The organism is Azospirillum brasilense, from assembly GCF_022023855.1.
Classification (GTDB): Bacteria; Pseudomonadota; Alphaproteobacteria; order Azospirillales; family Azospirillaceae; genus Azospirillum; species Azospirillum brasilense_F.
Genome location: NZ_CP059451.1, coordinates 682786 through 695868, shown reverse-complemented (window position 1 = coordinate 695868; position 13083 = coordinate 682786). Strand labels below are relative to the sequence as shown.

Below are 13083 nucleotides of genomic sequence, written 5' to 3'. Positions count from 1 at the left end.
ACGCCCGCTCCCCGCCACGCCGTTTCTTCCCTGACCTTTCCCCCTGCTTGCTCTGGCACAACGATCGGCAACGCTCCAGCCGGCACTCTCACCGTCACGCACCGCCCATCCGCTGGCGGCCCCGGTTGGAGACCTCATCATGTCCAGTGCAGCCATCAGCACCACACTGTACCGCCATCACCACGCCACCGTCGGGCAGCTCGTCGACCGGATCGACTCCCTGCTGGCGGCGCCGTCCCCGGTGGCGAACGCCGCCGCTCTCGCCGCGGCGGTCCGCGATCTGTTCGGCGTGTTCACCGTCCACCTGTCGGTGGAGGACAGCGCGCTCTACCCGCGCCTGCTGGCCCACCCGACCCCGGCGCTGCGCGCCACGGCGGCGCGCTTCCAGGCCGAAATGGGCAGCCTGCGCGCACGCTTCGACCGCTATCGGGCGAGCTGGCCCGGCCCGCTGGCAGTGTCCAAGGACCCGGAGACCTTCGTCCGCGAGACGCGGGAGGTCGTGACCGCCCTGAAGCATCGCATCGCCCGCGAGGATCTGGAGCTGTACGACGTCATCGACCGCGCCGGCCTCGCCGACAAGACGGCAAACCGCTGAGGGCGAATCCGATGATCCGTCCGAACCGCCGCGCCGCGCTGGCGGGGCTCGCCGCCCTGCTGGCCGCTCCCGCCCTCCGCCGCCCCGCGGCGGCGGCGACCGCGGCCCCCTTGCCGCAGTTGACCCTGTGGGGGCCGCCGGCGGGTCCGTCGATCACGCTGGTTCACGCCATCGCCTCCGGGCTGCTCCGCCCGGTCGCCGACAAGGTGGTGTTCAAGGCGTGGCGCACCCCCGACGAGCTGCGCGCCGGGCTGACCTCCGGCACCATGCAGACCTTCGTGCTGCCGACCCAGTCCGCCGCCAACCTTTTCAACAAGGGGCTCGGCGTCCGGCTGGTCAACGTGATGACCAACGGGCTGCTGTACCTGTTGTCCGCCGATCCGTCGCTGACCTCGGTGGCCGCGCTGAAGGGCCGGAGCGTCGCGATCCCCTTCCGCAACGACACGCCGGAATATGTGTTCCGGCGCCTCCTGGCGGCGGAGCGGCTGATGGCCGATGGCGATGTCGCCCTTCAGTTCACCGGCACGCCGATGGAGGCGATCCAGCTTCTCGCCACCGGACGGGCCGACACCGCCCTGCTGCCTGAGCCGGCGGCCTCAGCCGCCATCCTGCGCGCCGGGATGGCCGGCAAGACGGTGACTCGGGTCCTCGACATCCAGCAGTCCTGGGGCGCCGCCACCGGGTTGGCGACCGTGCTGCCGCAGGCCGGGCTCGGCGTCTCCGCCGCCTTCCTGGCGGAGCATCCCGCCAGCGTCGAGGCTCTGCACGACGCCCTGGCCAAGGCGACCGTCTCGGTCAACGCCGACCCGGCGCGGGCCGCCAACGACGCTGCGGCGCCGCTCGGCCTGCCCTGGCCGGTCATCGAGCAGGCAATCCCCCATTCCAATCTGGTCGCTCAACGGGCCAGCGCCGTCCGCGAACCGATGGAAGCCGTCTTCCGCGCCCTGGCGGAGTTCGACCCCAAGATCATCGGCGGCGCGCTGCCGGCGACGGACTTTTATCTGTGAGGTGCGGCATGACGACGGCGCGCGCCGACGCGGTTCTCGACCGGCTGGGCCGCGTCGGGCAGTTTCTGTGGTCGGGCTGGGCCGGGCTGGCCGGGCTGGCCCTGTTCGCCGCCCTCTGGCAGGCGGGGCATGAACGCTACGGCGACTTCATCCTGCCGGCCCCCCTGGCGACGCTGGCCGCCGGACTGACCATCGCCGCCGATCCCGCCGCCTGGGAACTGGCCGGGCAGACCACGCTGCGCGCGGTCGAGGGCTTCGCGCTCGCCGCCCTTGCCGGCGCCGCGGGCGGGCTGGCCGCTGGCTATTCGCCGGCGACGATGCGGCTGGCCCGCCCCATCCTGACCGTCCTGCTGGGGGTCCCGCCCATCGCCTGGATCGTGCTGGCGATGATCTGGTTCGGCTCCACCGACGGAACGATCATCACGACGGTGCTGGTCGCCGCCACACCGGTGGTCTTCGTCGGCGTGGCCGAGGGCGCCGTCACCCGCGACCGCGGGCTGGACGACATGGCCCGTGCCTTCGGCGCCGGCCCGTTCGCCCGGCTGACCACGCTCGGGCTGCGCCACGTCGCCGCCTTCCTGTTCCCGGCGCTGACCGTGGCGCTCGGCTCGGCCTTCAAGGTGGCGGTGATGGCCGAGCTTCTCGCCAACACCGGCGGCATCGGTGGCGCGCTGGCCGCCGCCCGCGCCAACCTCGACGTGGCCGAGGCGCTGGCCTGGGTGCTGATCGCGGTGATCGGGCTGATCCTCGTCGAATACACGCTGGTCCACCCCATCCGGTCCGAGTTCGAACGCTGGCGCAACGCCGCGCGCCCCTGGGGCGTCAAGCGCTGACCGCTGGACGCTGATTGCCGGGGAAGGCGCCAATGGAAAAATCGATCGTGCACCCTGCTTTTCCGCCGCGAACTTGACCGCGGACAAACAGTCCGCCGGAAAGGCCGACAAAATGCGAACAACAATCATTCGCATTTTGATCCGAGAGATCGGCTTTTCTGGGGAAACGAGAACCATGACGACACGGGGACAGGCCGGACAAGCGGCGTTCCGAACCGCGCGAGCGGACACCGCCACCCGCGCGCCCATCCTTCTGGCGGGGCTGGCCATGGCCTCTCTGACCGCCGCGACACCGCAGCCGGCCCGCGCGCAGTCGGCGGCGCCGGGGGCCGCTGTCGTCCTCTCCCCCGTCATGGTCGAGGGACAGGCCGACAGCGCCGAGGCGACCGCCCGCCGCCGTCTGGAGGCGATCCCCGGGGGCACCGCCCTGGTGGCGGAGGAGGATCTGGCCGGCAAGGCGAACGTCACGGTGTCCGACGCGCTGTCCGGGGTGCCCGGCGTGGTGGTGCAGAACTTCTTCGGCGGCAACGACCAGCCGCGCATCCAGATCCGCGGCTCCGGGCTTCAGCAGAATCCGGTGGAGCGCGGCATCCTGGCCCTGCAGAACGGCCTGCCGCTGAACCGGGCCGACGGCTCCTACATCGTCGGTCTGGCCAACCCGCGCCAGGCGGAATTCACCGAGATCTACCGCGGCTACACCGCGAACCGGCTGGGCGCCAGCATGCTGGGCGGAGCGATCAATGTCATCTCTCCCACCGGTTCCTCCGCGCCGGGCTACCGGCTTGGCGTCGAGGGCGGCAGCTTCGGCCAGTTCAACACGAGCCTCCAGGCCGGCGGCAGCGCCGGGAAACTGGACGGGCTGATCCAGGTCCAGCGCAGCCAGCGCGACGGCTATCGCGACTACAACAGCTCCGAGCGCACCGGCTTCGACGCCAATGTGGGCGCCGTGCTGTCCGATATCGTCACCACCCGCTTCTTCGCCGGCTACACCGACCTGTCCTTCGACGTGGCCGGCCCGCTGACCCGCCAGCTTCTGGAATCGAATCCCAAGGCGGTCTACACCGGCCCCCGCGTGGTCAACGGTGTCGCCACCAATCCGGGACCGAACGTCGTCCGCGACCGGCCCGAGCGCGAGGCCAGGCAGTTCCGCGCCGGCAACCGGACGACGGCGACCTTCGGGGCGCACCTGCTGGACGTGGCGCTGGGCTACACCCACACGGACGACACCTTCCGCTTCCCGATCTCCTCGGGCATCCGCAAGACCGAGGGCGGCGACGTCACCGCCGTCGCGCGCTACGCCTACCGCCCCGACGCGAGCCAGCCCCTGCCGCTGTTCGAGACGACCCTGCGCTACGTCGTCGGCTCGGCGGACCGCGAGGACCACCTGAACAACGCCGGCAGCCAGGGCGCCCTGTTCGGACGCAGCACAATGGACGCCTCCACCCTGGCGCTGCACGGCGGCCTGAACCTGCCGCTGGGCAACGCCGTTACCCTGTCCCCGGCGCTCACCGTCACCCACGCCACGCGCGAGAACGACGACACCTTCGGCGCGGCGCGGCGGCCGACCATCGCCTTCAACCCGGCCAACCCGCGCGTGGCGCTGCCGGCCGGCTCGATCCCCGCGGGCGACACCAGCTACGACCGCAGCTACACCGGGTTCAGCCCCAGCCTCGGCCTGACCTGGAAGCCGCTGGAGGACCACACCCTCTACGCCGCGGTCAGCCGCAGCTTCGAGCCTCCGACCCACGACGACCTGATTGCCACCGTCAACGGCACGCCGAACAGCAGCGCGGGGCGCCCGAACCCGGCCCAGCCCGGCCTCGCCTCGACCGCCTACCGCACGCCGGACCTCAGGGCGCAGACGGCGACCACCGTCGAGGCGGGCTGGCGCGGCCGTTTCGGGGTCGTCGCGGTCGATGCCGGGACCTATTACTCCTGGGTCAAGAACGAGCTGCTGAGCCTGCGCGACGCCACCGGGGCCTCGCTCGGCGCGGTGAACGCCGACCGGACGCGGCATTTCGGCGTCGATCTCGGGCTGTCGGCCTTCCTCACCGAGCGGCTGAGCGGACGGATCGCCTACACCTTCCAGGATTTCCGGTTCCAGGACGATCCGGTGCGCGGTGACAACCGGCTGGCCGGCGCGCCGCGCCACGTCATCAACGCCTCGGCGCGCTACGACATCACCGGCGCGTGGTCGGTGGGGGCGGAGGTGGACTGGTATCCCGGCAGGACCCCCGTGGACAACATGAACAGCGTCTACACGGACGGCTACGCCACGGTCGATCTGCGCAGCACCTACGCCATCAACGAGCATGTCAGCGTCTATGGCGAGGCGCGCAACATCTTCGACGCGACCTACGCCTCCTCGACCCTGATCGTCGATCAGGCGTCGCCCACCCAGGCGGTCTACCTACCGGGCGACGGACGGGCCTTCTACGCCGGCCTGAAGGTCAGCTTCTGACATCCGATCATTGAAAGGCACTTAGCCATGACGCGGGAATCGACGGACGCCACCCCCTCCCTGATGCTGACCGGCATCGGCCACGCCTATCTCGGTCGCACGGTGCTCGACGCCGTGGACCTGTCGCTGGCGGCGGGCGAGGTGGCGGCGCTCGTCGGCCCTTCGGGCTGCGGCAAGAGCACGCTGGCGCACATCGCCGCCGGGGTGGTGGAGCCGTCGCGAGGCCGCGTCGCGCGGCGCTACCGCCGCCACGGCATGGTGTTTCAGGACCCGCGCCTGCTGCCCTGGGCGACGGCGCGGGCCAACATCGCCTACCCGCTGCGCCTGCTCGGCCTGCCCCGCCGCGAACGGCGGGAGCGGGCGGAGGAGGCGGCGCGTCGCGTGGCGCTCGACCGCGCCGACCTCGACAAGTTCCCCGTCGAGCTGTCGGGCGGCATGCGCCAACGCGCCGCCATCGCGCGGGCGCTGGCGATCGACCCCGACTTCGTCTATTTCGACGAGCCCTTCACCGCGCTCGACGTCGCCCTGAAGCGCCGCATGCAGGATCTGGTGATCGAGGCGGCGCGCGGGGCGCGGTTCGGCGCCCTGTTCATCACCCACGACTTGATGGAGGCGGTGCGCATCGCCCACCGCGTCGTGGTCATGGACGCCCAGGGGCGCGGGATCGCCGGGACGCGCACCGTTCCCGGCGAACCGGGCGGGCGCGACGACGGCGCCGTCTACCGGCTGGTCGCCGGTTTCCTGAGCGACGACCCGCTGTTCCGCCACATCCACGACATCGACGAAAGGCGGACCCCGTGACGGACGCGATCCGAACCGCCCGCGCGCCGACCCTCGCCGGCATCCTCGGCGACGAGGGGCTGCGGCTGTTCTTCCCGCTGTCGGCCCTGCACGCCGCTCTGTGGCCACTGCTGTGGGCGGTGGTCAACGGCTTCGCCCTGCCCTTCGACGGCGCGATCCCGCCAGGGCTGTGGCACGCGCACGAGATGCTGTTCGGCTCCTTCGGCGCGGCGGTGCTCGGCTTCATCACCACGGCCATCCCGGAATGGACCGACAGCCGGCGGCTTCAGGGGCGTGCCCTCTTCGCGCTGGCGACGCTGTGGGGAATCGGGCGGGTCTCCGGGCTGGTCGGCACCGACGGGGCGGCCGCCGTCGCCGCGGTGGCCGACACGGCGTGGCTCGCCGCCCTGCCCGTTTACGTCGCGGCGGTGTCCTGGCGCAAGCGCACAAGCCGGCTGCTCGGCGTTCTCCTCTGGCTGAGCGCGCTTGCGGTGTCGGGTGCCGTGGTCCACGCCGCGTTCGTCATCGGTGACGTGGAGTGGGCGCAGGCCGGGCTGCACGCCGCCGGGCTGGTGCTGCTCGGGCTGCTCGGGCTCGTTCTGGCGCGCATTTCGGTGCCCGTCACGAATCTCGTCCTCGATCCCACCCAGAGCAGTTCGCCCTACCGGCCCCATCCGGGACGCCTCAATCTGGCGCCCGGTCTGGTCGCCATCGCCCTGGCCGGGGAGATCGCCGGGCTGTCGCCCGCGGTGAGCGCCTATCTCTTCATCGCCGCGGGGGCCGCCTTTCTCGACCGGGTCGCCGAATCCTTCATCGGCCGCGCCGTCTTCCGCACGGAGATCCTGGCCCTGGCCGGGTCGAGCCTGATGGCGGGCGCCGGTCTGCTGTTGATCGGCGTCTCCCGATTGGGGGCGGGGTTTGCCGAAACCCCGGCGCTGCATCTGGCACTGATGGGCGGACTGGGCCTCGGCGTGCTGGCGGTCTTCGCCATCGCCGGGCTGTTCCACACCGGCCGGACCTTTCCCCTTCCGGCGAGGGCGCGGCTGGCGTTTCCGCTGCTGGCGGGGGCGGTGGCCCTGCGGGTCCTGCCGGAACTGGGCATTGTGCCGGTGCCACCTGGACCGCCTCACGCGCTGGCGGCCCTGCTCTGGGCGGCGGCCTTCCTGCTCTGGCTGAAAGTCTACTGGCCGTTCCTGTCCAAGCCCCGTGTGGACGAGGCCGCGGTGTGTTGACCCTTTAACGTAAAAGGCCCCCGATGAAGCCCATCACCCTCTTCAGCGCCGGCTTCCGTCCCTTCTTCCTGTTCGGGGCGCTCTATGCCGCCGCACTGATCGCCGTCTGGGTGCCATGGTTCCTCGGCCTCGTCAGCCCGGAGATGGATGTTTCCCCCGTATCCTGGCACGCCCACGAGCTGCTGTTCGGTTTCGTCCCGGCCATCGTTGCCGGCTTCCTGCTGACGGCGATACCGAACTGGACCGGGCGTCCGCCCGTGGCCGGCTGGCCGCTGGCGGTTCTGTTCGCCGTCTGGATCGTGGGACGGTTGGGCGTGGCCGGATCGGCGGCTCTGGGACCGCTGGCGGTCGCGTTGCTCACGCTGTTGTTTCCGATGGCGCTCGCCGCCGTGGCCGGGCGGGAGATCGCCGCGGCGAGGAACTGGCGCAATCTGAAGGTCGTCGCCGTCCTTGCCGTTCTGATCGGCGCGCAGGGCCTGTTCCATTGGGAGCTGTGGCGCTTCGGGCAGAGCGTCCACGGCACACGCCTCGCGGTGGCGGCGATCCTGACCTTGATCATGCTGATCGGCGGGCGGATCATTCCCAGCTTCACCGGAAACTGGCTGAAGGCGCGCGGCGCCTCACGACTGCCGGCACCCTTCTCCCGCTTCGACGGTGTGGCGATGGGGCTCGGCCTGCTGGCTCTGACGGCCTGGGTCCTGCGGGACGACGGTGTCCTTGATGAACGCCTGACCGGCGTCCTGCTGCTGATCGCCGGCTTGGCGCAGACGGTGCGGCTCGCGCGATGGCAACCGCAGCGCACGCTGTCCGAGCTTCTCGTGCTCGTTCTACACGTCGCCTACGCCTTCATCCCGGTCGGATTCCTGTTGGCGGCCTGGGCCTCGCTGAACAACAGTGCCGCTCATGGAAGCGCGGCGCTCCACGCCTGGACCGTGGGCGCCGTCGGCGGCATGACGCTGGCGATGATGACCCGCGTTACCCTGGGCCACACCGGGCGGGCGCTCACCGCTTCCTGGGCGACGGTGGCGATTTACGTCGCCGTGACGCTGGCAGCGTGCGCGCGGATCGCCGCCGCCCTCGACCCGCAACGCACGATGCTGCTGTTGCCGCTGGCGGGCGTCCTGTGGGTTGCCGCCTTCCTGATGTTCGCTATGGTCTACGGACGGATGCTGCTGACCCGTCGGCGATGAAGGGCCGGCGGTAAGGAGCGTCAGCCGGCCGCCGCGATAGCCCGCGCGAACTCGTCCAGCAAAGCGTCGGTGTCCAGGCCATAGTCGTCCGCCACCTCGGCGACGGTCTGGAAACGCGCCATGGGGCAGCCGGGACAGGCCATCCTGTGCTTGAGGAACACGGGAATGGTCGACGGCCAGCGCTCCAGCACATCCTCGACGAAGTCGGAGGACGAGGGCAAGGCCGCGGTGGCGCAAGGTGATGGCGGAGCGATCATCCCGTCAACCTAGCGCACCGGCGCGCGCGTTTCTTTGCGCCCGCGCAAACGGAACGGAGGTTCGGCCCCCCTACTTCTCCGGTTTCGGGGTCACTTCCGGCTTCGCCGGCTTGGGCAGATCCTCGGCGATGACAACCAGGGCATGCGGCTGGCGGATCGTCACCTGCTGGCGCCCGCCCTCGACGATCCCCTGTCCCTCCCAACCGCTGAGGATGCGGCTCACCGTGTGCAGCGTGGTTCCGGTCATTTCCGCGATGTCCTGACGCGACAACGGAAAGTCGATCTCGATGCCGCTCCCGACCCGGCGGCCCGCCTGACGGGCCAGCCGCAGGAGCGCGTGGGCGACGCGACGCTCGACCCGCTCGGTGGACAGCTCGCGCAGGCGGGTCTGCACCTCCTGCAGGCGGCGGCCGACGATGTCCAGGGCGTTCAGCGCGATGCGGGGGTAGCGCTCCATCAGCTCGCCCATCGTGGCGGCAGTCCAGTGGACGCCGACGCAATCGACCATGGCGAGCGCGTCGGCAGGGTAGATGCCGCCGGAGAAGACCGCCGCCGTGCCGAACATCTCCCCGGCGCCGATGTAGCGGACCACCAGCTGCTGCCCGTCGGCCCCGGTCTGGACGATCTTGACCCGCCCGTCGATCAGCGCGTGGCAGAGGCCCGCCCGGTCGCCCTGGGAAAAGATGGTGGTTCCCTTCTCGATCCGCCGGGTGTGGGCGGACCGGACGATCTCGGCCAGGGCCGCCGCGTCCAGACCGGAAAACAGCCGCAGGCCACGCAAAGTGGCGGGATCGGGGGCAAGCGGCGTCATCGGACCATCCTCAAAGCAAGGCCATGCCCGACCACCCCTGCGGGAAGCCGTCACGGAAAAGTTGCCTTACACCATGACCGTCCGCGCGCCGCGCCGCAACCCGCCTGCGCTCTGCTTGAAACTCAAAGCCGGGACTAAGGTATCAATTTGTCCTAGAACAAAGAGCCGATTGGACCAGTCCTTTAGACTTGTCGCCACATCGCAACCCTTCGGACCTCCCCCATGCAGATCGCCGAACAGTCCACCGCGGCCGAGCCGGTCATCGACGTCCAGTCCATTCCGCCCCACCAGCGCCACCCGCTGATCCTCCAGGCCACGCAGGATCTGGCGCCGGGCCGCGGCTTCGTGCTGGTCAATGACCATGACCCGCGCCCGCTCTCTCTCCAGATCCAGGCGCTGTTCGGCGATGCGGTGAGCTGGACCTATCTGGAGCGCGGGCCGGAGCGCTGGCGGGTACGCATCGGGCGGCCCGAGTCCGGCACCGCGCCGGCGACCTCCCTGCGGGTGCGCATCGGGCGCGGCGGGCAGGCGAGCGCAGTCGCCGCCGAGACGCCGCTCGGCGTGGCGGACGGCGGGCTGGTCTGCGAGATCACCGACTGCCCGCCGGGCACGACCGCGGAGGAGGTGCTCGACCTGATGCAGGGGGTCATCCCGCCGGCCGGGCAGCTGCACCTGTCCTACGAGCGTCTGGTCGCCCGGCGCTCCGGCTCCTGCTGCGGGGGCATGTGCGGCTGATCGCCCCAGGGGGCGTTCCGGGACCTTGGGCTTGACCGTCATCAAGGATGGTATGACCACCGGGCTGTATTGCCGAAGCCCGGCGGGCTCCGCCCGCCACACGACCATTCCGAAGGGAAGGAGACAGGCGTATGCGCGATCCCGGCTTTATGGCTCAGGATAAGGCCCAGGAGATGGCCCCGGACACCCGTGCCCGCGACGTCGAAGTCCAACTGACGCGGGCCGGGCTGGGGGTCGCGCGGCGGCTCGGCGACAGGGCCGGCGGCCTGCTGTTCGATCGGCTGCTGCGGATTCTGGAGGCGCGCCACCCGCGCGCCTTCACCGCCCTCGGCGAGCTGCCCGACGCCCACCTGCTCATCGATCCCGTGGACGCGCCCGCCGCCCTGCTGCTCCGCGTCGGCCCCGGCCTCGCCCTGCGGGTCTGCGACCGGACCGCCGAGGCGGAGGCCACGGTGCGCGGCCCCTGCGCGCGGCTTCTCGACCTGCTGGAAGGGCGCATCGACGGCGACGCGCTGTTCTTCCGCCGCGAACTCTCCATCGAGGGAGACACTGCCCTGATCCTGGCGCTCCGCAACACGCTGGACGGCGAGGAGATGGACCTGTTCGGCGACGTCGCCGCCGCGGCCGGTCCGCTGCGGCACGCCCTGCCCGTGGCGCGGCGCAACGCGGGGCGGGCGCTCGACCTGCTCGCCACGGCCCGCCGCTTCGCCCCGCCGCCGGTGCGCTGGGGCATGGCCGTTCTGGAGCGGAGGCTCACCGGCCCGCGGCAGGGAGCGTGACGACATGGGTTCCTTCGAACTGATCTGCCCGGCGGGCAATCCCGCCGCGCTGCGCGCCGCCGTGGACGCGGGCGCCGACGCCGTCTATCTGGGCTTCCGCGACGAGACCAACGCGCGCAACTTCCCCGGCCTGAACTTCTCGCGGCCGGAGCTGGCCGAGGCCATCGCCTACGCCCACGCGCGGTCCGTCCAGGTCTTCGTTGCCATCAACACCTACCCTCAGGCCGGCAACCTCGCCCCCTGGCAGCGCGCGGTGGACGATGCCGCACGGCTGAAGGCGGATGCGGTGATCCTCGCCGACCTCGGTTTGCTCGACTACGCGGCAAAGCGCCATCCCGACCTGCGGCTTCACCTGTCCGTTCAGGCCTCCGCCGCAAACGCCGAGGCGATCCGGCTCTACCGCGAGGCCTTCGGCGTGCGGCGGGTCGTGCTGCCCCGCGTGCTGACGGTGCCGGAGATCGCCCGGCTGAACGCCGAGGTCGATGTGGAGACGGAGGTCTTCGTCTTCGGCGGCCTCTGCCCGATGGCGGAGGGGCGCTGCTCGCTGTCCTCCTACGCGACCGGGCTATCGCCCAACAAGCAGGGCGTCTGCTCCCCCGCCAGTCATGTCCGTTACGAGCCGCGCGGCGAGGCGCTGGCCTCCCGCCTCGGCGGCTTCACCATCAACGTCTTCGGCGCCGGGGAGCCGGCGGGCTACCCGACGCTGTGCAAGGGCCGCTTCGTGCCCGGCGGCGGCACCTCCAGCGATCCGGCCTACCTGTTCGAGGAGCCGACCAGCCTCAACGCGCTGGCCCTGCTGCCGGAACTGAAGGCCGCCAAGGTCTGCGCCCTGAAGATCGAAGGCCGCCAGCGCGGCAAGGCCTACATTGCCGCCGTGGTCGGCGCCTACCGCCGGGCGTTGGACGCGTTCGAACGCGGGCTGCCCGTGCCGGCGCTCGACCTGGAGGCCATGGTCGAGGGCGGGGCCCAGACCACCGGCGCCTACACCCGCGCGTGGCGCTGAGGAGTTGCGTTCATGAAACCCACCCTGACCCTTGGCCCCGTCCTGTTCAACTGGCCGGCGGAGCGCTGGCGTGATTTCTACGCCCGCATCGCCGACGAGGCGCCGGTCGACGCCGTCGTCGTCGGCGAGATCGTCTGTTCCAAGCGCGCACCCTTCCTCGCCCCGGTCATGGACGAGGTGATCGCCCGTCTGGCCGCCGCCGGGAAGGAGGTCTGGCTCGCCAGCCCGATCCTGGCGGGCAGCGACCGCGAGCGCGCGGCGATGCGCGACCTCGTGGAGAGCGACCTCCTGCCGGTGGAGGCCAACGACATGGGCGCGCTGGCCCTGCTGGAGGGACGCCGCCACGCCGTCGGCCCCTTCATCAACAGCTACAACGAGGCGACCCTGGCCTGGCTGGCCGGGCGCGGCGCCGTCGCCGTGTCGCTGCCGGCGGAGCTTCCCGCCGCCTCCGTCGCCATGATGGCGAAGACGGGGGCGGCGCTCGGCCTGTCCATGGAGGTGCAGGTGTTCGGGCGCGCGCCGCTCGCCATCTCCGCCCGCTGCTACCACGCGCGGGCGCACGCGCTGCACAAGGACGGCTGCCAGTTCGTCTGCACCAACGACCCGGACGGCATGCCGGTGAGCACCGTCGACGGCCAGCCCTTCCTGTCGGTCAATGGCACGCAGACGCTGTCGCACGGCTATCTGGCGCTGGCGGCGGAGATCGACCGGCTGCGGGCGATGGGCATCCAGCGCTTCCGCCTGTCGCCGCAGGACCTCGACATGGTTGCCGTCGCCAAGGCCTTCCGCGCCATCCTGGACGGCGCGCGCAGCGGACAGGACGTGATGGCGGAGCTGCGCGCCATGACCGCCGTCCCGCTGGAAAACGGCTTCTTCCACAACATGGCGGGTGCGGCCTACGCCGACGCTGCGGCGCCGGCCGCCTGACGCATCCGCCATCCGATGTCCGTCGGACCGTCGCTTCCCGCGCGGCCCGGCTGACTTTTGAGTCCGTTGAACGAGGAAACCCCTATGAAGCGCATGTTTGCCCTGCTCGCCTTCGGGCTGGTCGCGTCGTCCCCCGGCCTTGCCGCCGCGCAGGACGCCGCCGCCGGCGAGAAGGTGTTCAACCAGTGCAAGGCCTGCCACACCATCGAGGCCCGGCGGCCCGAACCGCGTCGGCCCCAACCTGCACGGCGTCGTCGGCCGCAAGGCCGGTGCCGTCGAGGCCTACAAGTATTCCGATGCCATGAAGAACGCCGGGGCCTGGGACGAGGCGACGCTCGACGCCTATCTGGCGGACCCCAAGGGCGCCGTCCCCGGCAACAAGATGGCCTTCGCCGGCGTGAAGAACGAACAGGCCCGCAAGGACTTGATCGCCTTCCTGAAAAAGAACAGCTGACGAAATCGTCGCGTTTTCT

Annotated in this window: 14 protein-coding genes; 12 read left to right on the top strand and 2 right to left on the bottom strand. The window is 71.1% G+C overall.

Translation table 11 applies throughout. The features are described from left to right. Window positions 1–139: 139 nt before the first annotated feature. From H1Q64_RS25840 to H1Q64_RS25810, 7 genes are all read left to right on the top strand, one after another. Window positions 140–595 carry a hemerythrin domain-containing protein gene (locus H1Q64_RS25840; protein ID WP_237906721.1) on the top strand — a complete coding sequence of 152 codons (456 nt, stop codon included), beginning with the start codon at window positions 140–142 and terminating at the stop codon, window positions 593–595. A gap of 11 nt (window positions 596–606) precedes the next feature. Beyond that, window positions 607–1602 (top strand): ABC transporter substrate-binding protein, encoded by a 996-nt coding sequence (locus H1Q64_RS25835; RefSeq protein ID WP_237906720.1) that lies wholly within the window; start codon window positions 607–609, stop codon window positions 1600–1602. A gap of 8 nt (window positions 1603–1610) precedes the next feature. Continuing rightward, window positions 1611–2435, top strand: a complete 825-nt coding sequence (locus H1Q64_RS25830) for an ABC transporter permease (RefSeq protein WP_237906719.1) — start codon at window positions 1611–1613, stop codon at window positions 2433–2435. A 175-nt stretch (window positions 2436–2610) separates the two neighbouring features. Continuing rightward, window positions 2611–4896 (top strand): TonB-dependent receptor family protein, encoded by a 2286-nt coding sequence (locus H1Q64_RS25825; protein WP_237906718.1) that lies wholly within the window; start codon window positions 2611–2613, stop codon window positions 4894–4896. A gap of 27 nt (window positions 4897–4923) precedes the next feature. After that, entirely contained in the window at window positions 4924–5697 is a 774-nt protein-coding gene (locus H1Q64_RS25820) for an ATP-binding cassette domain-containing protein (protein WP_237906717.1), read from the top strand. Beyond that, window positions 5694–6908, top strand: coding sequence for an NnrS family protein (locus H1Q64_RS25815; RefSeq protein ID WP_237906716.1), 1215 nt, complete (start codon window positions 5694–5696; stop codon window positions 6906–6908). The genes H1Q64_RS25820 and H1Q64_RS25815 overlap by 4 nt, the downstream gene beginning before the upstream one ends. Before the next feature lie 23 nt (window positions 6909–6931). Then, complete coding sequence (locus tag H1Q64_RS25810; RefSeq protein ID WP_237906715.1) at window positions 6932–8098, top strand: NnrS family protein; 1167 nt, start codon at window positions 6932–6934, stop codon at window positions 8096–8098. Window positions 8099–8118: 20 nt separating this feature from the next. Here the strand turns inward: H1Q64_RS25810 and H1Q64_RS25805 are convergent, their stop codons facing one another. Together H1Q64_RS25805 and H1Q64_RS25800 are read right to left on the bottom strand one after the other, a co-directional pair. After that, complete coding sequence (locus tag H1Q64_RS25805; RefSeq protein WP_237906714.1) at window positions 8119–8355, bottom strand: DUF1858 domain-containing protein; 237 nt, start codon at window positions 8353–8355, stop codon at window positions 8119–8121. 70 nt (window positions 8356–8425) lie between these two features. Next, window positions 8426–9166, bottom strand: a complete 741-nt coding sequence (locus tag H1Q64_RS25800) for a Crp/Fnr family transcriptional regulator (protein WP_237906713.1) — start codon at window positions 9164–9166, stop codon at window positions 8426–8428. Between the two features lie 222 nt (window positions 9167–9388). On the opposite strand from H1Q64_RS25800, the gene H1Q64_RS25795 reads away from it, so the two are divergent. The 5 genes from H1Q64_RS25795 (at window position 9389) to H1Q64_RS34170 (ending at window position 13064) form a co-directional block, all read left to right on the top strand. Continuing rightward, a complete protein-coding gene (locus H1Q64_RS25795) occupies window positions 9389–9901 on the top strand; it encodes a DUF2249 domain-containing protein (RefSeq protein ID WP_237906712.1) in 513 nt (170 codons plus the stop codon). A gap of 149 nt (window positions 9902–10050) precedes the next feature. Further along, window positions 10051–10680, top strand: coding sequence for a ubiquinone anaerobic biosynthesis accessory factor UbiT (gene ubiT, locus H1Q64_RS25790; RefSeq protein ID WP_237906711.1), 630 nt, complete (start codon window positions 10051–10053; stop codon window positions 10678–10680). Between the two features lie 4 nt (window positions 10681–10684). Then, window positions 10685–11683 carry a ubiquinone anaerobic biosynthesis protein UbiU gene (ubiU, locus tag H1Q64_RS25785; protein ID WP_237906710.1) on the top strand — a complete coding sequence of 333 codons (999 nt, stop codon included), beginning with the start codon at window positions 10685–10687 and terminating at the stop codon, window positions 11681–11683. A 12-nt stretch (window positions 11684–11695) separates the two neighbouring features. Further along, window positions 11696–12610 (top strand): ubiquinone anaerobic biosynthesis protein UbiV, encoded by a 915-nt coding sequence (gene ubiV, locus H1Q64_RS25780; protein WP_237906709.1) that lies wholly within the window; start codon window positions 11696–11698, stop codon window positions 12608–12610. Between the two features lie 301 nt (window positions 12611–12911). Next, complete coding sequence (locus tag H1Q64_RS34170; RefSeq protein ID WP_419468860.1) at window positions 12912–13064, top strand: c-type cytochrome; 153 nt, start codon at window positions 12912–12914, stop codon at window positions 13062–13064. Window positions 13065–13083: the final 19 nt, after the last annotated feature.

Bases quoted from the DNA above. Each gene is read 5' to 3' on its own strand.
- H1Q64_RS25835 (WP_237906720.1), top strand. From the start codon at position 607: ATGATCCGTCCGAACCGCCGCGCCGCGCTGGCGGGGCTCGCCGCCCTG.
- H1Q64_RS25800 (WP_237906713.1), bottom strand. From the start codon at position 9,166: ATGACGCCGCTTGCCCCCGATCCCGCCACTTTGCGTGGCCTGCGGCTG.
- ubiV (WP_237906709.1), top strand. From the start codon at position 11,696: ATGAAACCCACCCTGACCCTTGGCCCCGTCCTGTTCAACTGGCCGGCG.
- H1Q64_RS25810 (WP_237906715.1), top strand. From the start codon at position 6,932: ATGAAGCCCATCACCCTCTTCAGCGCCGGCTTCCGTCCCTTCTTCCTG.
- H1Q64_RS25830 (WP_237906719.1), top strand. From the start codon at position 1,611: ATGACGACGGCGCGCGCCGACGCGGTTCTCGACCGGCTGGGCCGCGTC.
- H1Q64_RS25825 (WP_237906718.1), top strand. From the start codon at position 2,611: ATGACGACACGGGGACAGGCCGGACAAGCGGCGTTCCGAACCGCGCGA.
- H1Q64_RS25840 (WP_237906721.1), top strand. From the start codon at position 140: ATGTCCAGTGCAGCCATCAGCACCACACTGTACCGCCATCACCACGCC.
- ubiU (WP_237906710.1), top strand. From the start codon at position 10,685: ATGGGTTCCTTCGAACTGATCTGCCCGGCGGGCAATCCCGCCGCGCTG.
- H1Q64_RS25795 (WP_237906712.1), top strand. From the start codon at position 9,389: ATGCAGATCGCCGAACAGTCCACCGCGGCCGAGCCGGTCATCGACGTC.
- H1Q64_RS34170 (WP_419468860.1), top strand. From the start codon at position 12,912: ATGAAGAACGCCGGGGCCTGGGACGAGGCGACGCTCGACGCCTATCTG.
- ubiT (WP_237906711.1), top strand. From the start codon at position 10,051: ATGGCTCAGGATAAGGCCCAGGAGATGGCCCCGGACACCCGTGCCCGC.
- H1Q64_RS25805 (WP_237906714.1), bottom strand. From the start codon at position 8,355: ATGATCGCTCCGCCATCACCTTGCGCCACCGCGGCCTTGCCCTCGTCC.
- H1Q64_RS25820 (WP_237906717.1), top strand. From the start codon at position 4,924: ATGACGCGGGAATCGACGGACGCCACCCCCTCCCTGATGCTGACCGGC.